Genomic DNA, 4,562 nt, shown 5'->3' on the forward strand with positions numbered 1-4,562 from the left:
GATGGATCCCCCTCCAGAAGTTCCCCCCTTGTTAAGGGGGGTTAGGGGGGTACCCAATCCCGAAGTGCTATCGATGGATCCCCCTCCAGAAGTTCCCCCCTTGTTAAGGGGGGTTAGGGGGGTACCCAATCCCGAAGTGCTATCGATGGATCCCCCTCCAGAAGTTCCCCCCTTGTTAAGGGGGGTTAGGGGGGTACCCTCTCCAGAAGTGCTATCGATGGATCCCCCTCCCGTCCCCCTTAATAAGGGGGAAGCCAGAGCATTCTCCACCATTAACTTACACAACTTCTGGGTCAGAAACGGTTGTCCCCTTGTCCAGATCAATATCTCACCTAACACCTGTTCCGGATTATCCACTTTTCCTAGCAAACCAGGGAGCAGTGGTGTTTTCGCTTCTTCAAAGGTAAAGCCAGTCAGTTCAATATCCCGACCAATATTAAAGGGAGTGCGCTGTTTATCCTGAATCAAATCCGCTGGAGTTGCTACTCCCAGCAAACAAAAGCTCAGCCGATTGTAGACTGGATTTTCAGCTCGTTTGTTATAACAACTGCGAATAAAGCCAAAGAAATCATCTTTAAATGCTACCTTAATAATACTGTCAATTTCATCTAGAAAAATAACAATATTTTCTGGAATAGTTGCCAACAATACCGATTCAATAAACTTACCAAACCCTAACAAGGGTGCGATGTGCTCTGTTTCTCTAAACCAAGCCTCTTCATCAAATTTATCTGATAGCTTAAACTCATCCACCAGCATCACTATCAAGCTTGAATACCACATCTCTATGGGTATATTCTCTTTCCCAATCATGGTAAAATCGATACAACCACAAGCTACTCCTGCTTTTTTGAGACGCTTCATAGTTTGTACCCGCAAACTCGATTTCCCCATCTGTCGCGAGTTGAGCACATAACAAAATTCCCCAGCCATCAAAGCCTGAAAAATTTCGTCATCAGCTTTGCGCACAGCATAAGTTGTGGAATCTTGAGGTAAACTTCCCCCAACTTGATAGATTGTTGGTTGGTTGGTCATGGTAGGAAAGGGAGTAGGGAATAAAGAAGCTATCAGCTATCAGCTATCAGCTTATGTGCTACGCGCACGCTACTTGAGGTGCTATCAGTTTTCACTTTTCATTTTCCAACCAATGGCTAACTGCTGACTGCTGACTGCTGACTGCTGACTGCTAACGGCTGATTGCTGACTGCTGACTGCTGACTGCTGACTGCTGACTGCTCCCTAACTAGAAAATCCTGTTACTAAAATATTCACGATACAAATTATATCTAGGGATACAATCATTACCGATGACTCTGACTAATCCCAGACTTTCTAATAGATAGGTTGCCTTAGGTTCCAGACGAACAGCTTTAGTAGTTGTCAGTAATTTCTTGAAAGCTTCCAGTAAATTGGGATGGAGAATGAGATTATTTAAAAGTTCTCGCAAATGATGACGATAAATCCCTGATTCTGTCGGAGCGGTTTCTAAAAGATGCTCCATGGTCATGTTGGTATTTTTGCTAAGAGTAGAGAAAGCCAGGGTCAACAAATAAGGATGTCCGCCTACCATTCCCATTAATTTTTGAGCTGATTTAATCGATAAATTTAAACCATAACGCCCAGCTAAACTCTGAACTTTATCTAAGTAAAAGTCCGATAACTCTACTGCTTCTCCCACATTAAAAGGAGACTGATTGATATCCAATTCAATATAAACTTCGGTAGAATAAACTACAATCAATCGCAATTTATTCCAAAGTTGATTATTTTTCGCATCCTCATGCCACGTGCGCAACAACCCTAGAAATTCTCCAGCTACTTCTGGATGAGGAAAAACGCGATCGACTTCATCCAAGCACAACACTATAGGACTCGATAAAGACGTTAACAGATACTGCTCAAAATATCGTTGACAATTTACCTTACTATATAACCGTTTACTCCAATACTTATCCAACTGGTCTGATAAGCCCAAGTTATCACCAACCCGCACGCAAAACGACTGTAAAAATACATCCAATTCATGGCAAGGTAATTGATTAAGATTTAAATAAACCGTACCATAACCCCTAGACTTAGCATAATCAATAATCCGATGACTGAGTAAAGTTTTCCCCATCAGCTTGGGTGCTTTAATCCGAATTAGCTGCCCTGGTTGTAAAATCTTTTGATAACACTCAGCATCTTGAGGACGTTCTATATAAAAGTCTTCAACTTTAGCGGTTGTCTGTGGTTGAATATTGCTGTTATTTGTGCTATTATAGTTACTATTATTAGTTGGTAACTCAATACCCAGTAACGTTAAAAATTCTGGTATAGATTGAGGGCGATCGGTTGCCACCAAATTCATGCCATGGATAATGGCTCGATTTATGCGATCGCTAATCTGGGGATTAAAATAGTTTGGTGCTGGTAATACAGCTCCCTCAGCCCGCTCGTCAGCTGGTACTGGTTCATTTCCAGTTAAGAGAACATACAAGGTAGCGGCCAAAGCATAAACATCGGTGTAGGGACCTTGTTGCCCTCGGAACTGATATTGTTCCAGAGGAGAATAACCTGGAGTCACAGCACAAAGATGACTTTGGGTAACCCCAGGGACAAACCTAGTAGCAATACCCAAATCAATCAACACCGCACCAGAACCATCGTGACCCACCATGATGTTATTGGGTTTAACATCCCGATGGAGCAACCCTTGCTGATGAATGTCCCAGAGGGCGCTACCAATTTGCTGGATATAAAGCAAGGCTTTCTCTTCTGAGAGCACACCCTGCCGGTTAACTATATCCGACAAGGTTTCCCCCTCGATGTATTCCATAATTAGGCAGGGCAGTTCACCTTCTCGGATGATTTCTTCAGATAAACGGACTAGATGAGGATTCCCACGGCTACATTGGGCTAATTTTACCGCTTCATTGGCGAAAATTTTCCAATACTCTAATAAATTATCTTGGCGGAGTACATGATTAACGATAGTTTTGATAACAATGCGATCGCCTTTTTTAGTTCGGGCTAAATAGGTAATACCCAGTCCACCTTCTCCTAGTTTTGTTTCGATGGTGTACTTACCCTTTTGGAGCCGATAACCAGGGGGCCAGGTATGATTAGTTACGCCGTAGCTGTGGTTAGGTCCCTGAGTAGTTAAGGGAGGTTTGTAGGGAGAATAAGGCTCTCCCACAGAAAGAGGTATCGGTTGTGTGGTGCTGCTATGACGATTTTTAGGGGAATTAAACCAGCGTTTAATCGCATTATTTAACCGCTGCTTGAATTTCCCACAGACTGACCGATGCTTATTAGTCTTCATCTGAGATGCCCAACCTATCCAGGAGCTTAATTTGGGTAGGGTTTATCGTAAGCATTCAGCCGTCAGCTATCAGCTATCAGCTTATGGGCATTAGCTGATAGCTTACCTGAATGTTTACGGTTTCTTTTTCCACACAAATAATTCTAACGTTTCTGATAATTATCAGAGCCATTCGATTTGCTTCACCCTACTTCATACTCCTACTCCCTATGTCAGCTTAAGCGCTACGCGCACGCTACACCGAACAGCTATCAGCTTTCAGTTATCAGCTTATGGGCTACGCGCACGCTACGGAACTTTTTAATAAAACAGGTAAGGATTGGTTTAATAGTCACGAAAGTCACAGCGTCGTTCGCACAGCGTGGCCAAAGGCCAAAGCCTGTGCTAAAAAGCACCTCAAGTAGCGTGAGCTTTTAGCTGACGGCTGACGGCTGACCGCTGATGGCTGACGGCTGACCTCCCTAATCATCCTCCCAGCTGTTACTAAACGTATCAAAGGGTTCTGTGGCACCTGTCCAGTTAAAATCATTAATTCGTAAACCAACTAAACCCCGTTGTTGTACTGGATTATAGCGCAATAAAACATTGTAACTTCGACGAGAATACTCTAAAAAGAAATCAGTACTAATTTCCTCATTTGTATCTAAATTTAGGTAAGTCTGGAAACCCACTCGAAATGGACCATAGAGTTGTTGGGTAATACCAGCATTAAGGACTCGAGTATCTGCAACTCGGTCAAATAAAAATGGTGATGTATTTCCTAAGGCGACTTGACTATAGCCAATATTAAAACCGGTATAGTCAAGAAACGGTTTAGAAAAATGACCGAATTGCCCAGTTAAGCCAATGCTCCCACGGAGAAATTCTTGAGAATCACCGTTACTATAGGCACTAGCCACACCGGTAATGGATGAATTTAGTTGAACATTGGGTAAGATTGGTGCTGGTGTATAGCGCATACCTTCTTCCGCAGTTGCTGGCAATGTTTTACCTTGCCAAAGGGGTTGTGTCCAGTTTAAAGTTGCACTCCCTTGATAACGGGTCAAACTAATCCGATTGTTATCCCGAGGTGGCAGAGGTAGCAAATCTGCTCGATCGGTCTTAGCATTGATATGCTGAACACCAGCTTGATATCGAATGGTCAAACCAGTTTGCCCGATGGGAATTGTTGGTGATTCAAATATACCCCCAATACTACTCTGAACGGTTTGGAAACCCAAAGACCCATTGAAAAGGCGATCGCGATAGCTGGATTCCA

At 43.1% G+C, this 4,562-nt stretch carries 5 protein-coding genes; 1 reads left to right on the plus strand and 4 read right to left on the minus strand.

Translation table 11 applies throughout. From position 1 onward, the window contains the following. Nucleotides 1-1,035: AAA-like domain-containing protein (locus F6K20_RS25365; RefSeq protein ID WP_287296479.1), on the minus strand; the 1,035-nt coding region annotated here is incomplete at its 3' end. Here F6K20_RS25365 and F6K20_RS25370 point away from each other — a divergent pair. Then, the gene (locus F6K20_RS25370; RefSeq protein ID WP_287296481.1) at nt 1,034-1,162 is read left to right on the plus strand and encodes a hypothetical protein; all 129 of its coding nucleotides are present in this window, start codon (nt 1,034-1,036) and stop codon (nt 1,160-1,162) included. The genes F6K20_RS25365 and F6K20_RS25370 overlap by 2 nt on opposite strands. A gap of 81 nt (nt 1,163-1,243) precedes the next feature. Here the strand turns inward: F6K20_RS25370 and F6K20_RS25375 are convergent, their stop codons facing one another. From F6K20_RS25375 to F6K20_RS25385, 3 genes are all read right to left on the minus strand, one after another. After that, nucleotides 1,244-3,304 carry an AAA-like domain-containing protein gene (locus F6K20_RS25375; protein WP_287265669.1) on the minus strand — a complete coding sequence of 687 codons (2,061 nt, stop codon included), beginning with the start codon at nt 3,302-3,304 and terminating at the stop codon, nt 1,244-1,246. Between the two features lie 340 nt (nt 3,305-3,644). Then, on the minus strand, nt 3,645-3,773 hold the full coding sequence (locus F6K20_RS25380) for a hypothetical protein (protein WP_267871992.1): 129 nt from the start codon (nt 3,771-3,773) through the stop codon (nt 3,645-3,647). Further along, a partial coding sequence (locus F6K20_RS25385) for a DUF3769 domain-containing protein (RefSeq protein ID WP_287296483.1) occupies nt 3,766-4,562 on the minus strand: 797 nt, incomplete at its 5' end. The genes F6K20_RS25385 and F6K20_RS25380, both read right to left, overlap by 8 nt.

It is taken from the genome of Moorena sp. SIO2C4 (assembly GCF_010672485.1).
GTDB lineage: Bacteria > Cyanobacteriota > Cyanobacteriia > Cyanobacteriales > Coleofasciculaceae > Moorena > Moorena producens.

Bases quoted from the DNA above. Each gene is read 5' to 3' on its own strand.
- F6K20_RS25370 (WP_287296481.1), top strand. From the start codon at position 1,034: ATGGTAGGAAAGGGAGTAGGGAATAAAGAAGCTATCAGCTATCAGCTA.
- F6K20_RS25380 (WP_267871992.1), bottom strand. From the start codon at position 3,773: ATGATTAGGGAGGTCAGCCGTCAGCCATCAGCGGTCAGCCGTCAGCCG.
- F6K20_RS25375 (WP_287265669.1), bottom strand. From the start codon at position 3,304: ATGAAGACTAATAAGCATCGGTCAGTCTGTGGGAAATTCAAGCAGCGG.